Here is a 1,791-nt window from a genome sequence, read left to right as displayed (position 1 = left end):
CGGCGCCGGCGATATCCAGCGTGGCAGCACTGGCCGCCGACAGCGGCTTGCCGATGGCGTCACCGACCAGCGGGATGCGTTCCGCGCTGTGGCCGGCCGACTCCAGGTTCCCGGCGACACCGTGCGCACCGCTTTCGACCTGCCTACCGACGGCGCCGATCGTCGAGATCGCACCGTGCACGGCCAGACCGACCAGCACCCACACCGCGGTCCATACCGCGACGACGACATCACTGAACAGTTGAGCCAGCAGGCGACCGGGGGTGGTGGCATACGGCAGCAAGAGCGCTCTGATGGATCTCATAGACCTCATAGCCTCGATCCCAGCACACCGCCGGCTGGTGGGCGGGTTGAGCACACCCCGATAGGCTGGCCCAATGGTGCGTCCAGCCCTCTCCGACTACCGACATTTGGCCAGCGGCAAGGTCCGCGAGCTGTACCGCATCGACGACCAGCACCTGCTGTTCGTGGCAACCGACCGGATTTCGGCGTTCGACTACATTCTCGACACGCAGATCCCCGACAAAGGCCGCATCCTGACCGCGATGAGTGTGTTCTTCTTCGGCCTGGTCGAAGCCGCCAACCACCTGGCCGGGCCGCCTGACGACCCGCGTATCCCCGATGAGGTGCTGGGCCGTGCCCTGGTCGTGCGCCGACTGGAGATGTTGCCGGTGGAATGCGTGGCTCGCGGCTACCTGACCGGGTCGGGGCTGCTGGACTACCAGGCAAGCGGCCAGGTGTGCGGCATCCCGCTGCCACCGGGGCTGGTCGAGGCCAGCAAGTTCCCCACCCCGCTGTTTACTCCGGCTACCAAAGCCGAACTCGGGGACCACGACGAGAACATCCCCTTTGCCGCGGTGATCGACCTGGTCGGCGCGGTGCGGGCCAACCAGCTGCGGGACCGTACCCTGCAGACGTATGTGCAGGCGGCCGATCACGCGCTGACGAAGGGAATCATCATCGCCGACACCAAGTTCGAGTTCGGTGTCGACGAACACGACAACCTGGTTCTGGCCGACGAGATCTTCACGCCCGACTCGTCGCGGTACTGGCCGGCCGATGACTACCGGCCCGGGGTCGTCCAGTCCAGCTTCGACAAGCAGTTCGTCCGCAACTGGCTGACCGGCCCCGAGTCGGGCTGGGATCGTGCCGGCTCACAACCGCCACCGCCGCTTCCCGATAACATCGTCGCGGCAACTCGGGAACGCTATGTCGAGGCTTACGAGCGGATCTCCGGATGTAAGTTCGGCGACTGGATCGGCCCGGACGCGTGACCGATCTCCCCGATCCGCCCGTCGCCAAGCGGGTGGAGACCACCCGCACGCAGCACGGCGACGTCTTCGTCGACCCGTACGAATGGCTGCGCGACAAGTCCGACCCCGGTGTCATCGAATACCTCGAGGCTGAAAACGCCTACACCGATGCCGCCACCGCCCACCTCGAACCGTTGCGGCAGCAGATTTTCGACGAGATCAAGTCCCGCACCAAGGAGACCGACCTGTCGGTGCCGACCCGCCGCGGCGACTGGTGGTACTACGCTCGCAGCTTCGAGGGACAACAGTACGGCGTCCAGTGCCGTTGCCCGGTAGCCGATCCGGGGGACTGGAATCCGCCGGTCTTCGACGAGCACACCGACGTCTCCGGTGAGCAGGTGCTGCTCGACCAGAACGTCGAGGCCGACGGTCACGACTTCTTCGCCCTGGGCGCGATCAGCGTCAGCCCCGACGGCAATATCCTGGCCTACTCCGTCGACGTCGTCGGAGATGAACGATACACGTTGCGGTTCAAGGA

The 1,791-nt window shown here is 65.9% G+C and carries 1 protein-coding gene and 2 pseudogenes; 2 read left to right on the top strand and 1 reads right to left on the bottom strand.

Annotation, left to right across the window (positions count from 1 at the left end; genetic code table 11):
* Positions 1 to 295, bottom strand: a pseudogene (locus AC2VON_RS19235) (hypothetical protein); the annotation flags it as partial.
* Between the two features lie 85 nt (positions 296 to 380).
* Between AC2VON_RS19235 and AC2VON_RS19230 the strand changes: the two are divergent.
* Positions 381 to 1,274 carry a phosphoribosylaminoimidazolesuccinocarboxamide synthase gene (locus AC2VON_RS19230; protein ID WP_486954377.1) on the top strand — a complete coding sequence of 298 codons (894 nt, stop codon included), beginning with the start codon at positions 381 to 383 and terminating at the stop codon, positions 1,272 to 1,274.
* Positions 1,271 to 1,791, top strand: a pseudogene (locus AC2VON_RS19225) (oligopeptidase B); the annotation flags it as partial. The gene AC2VON_RS19230 and the pseudogene AC2VON_RS19225, both read left to right, overlap by 4 nt.

The sequence above is a fragment of the Mycobacterium sp. TH-M82 genome, assembly GCF_057473605.1.
This window is presented reverse-complemented; position numbering and strand designations above follow the sequence as displayed.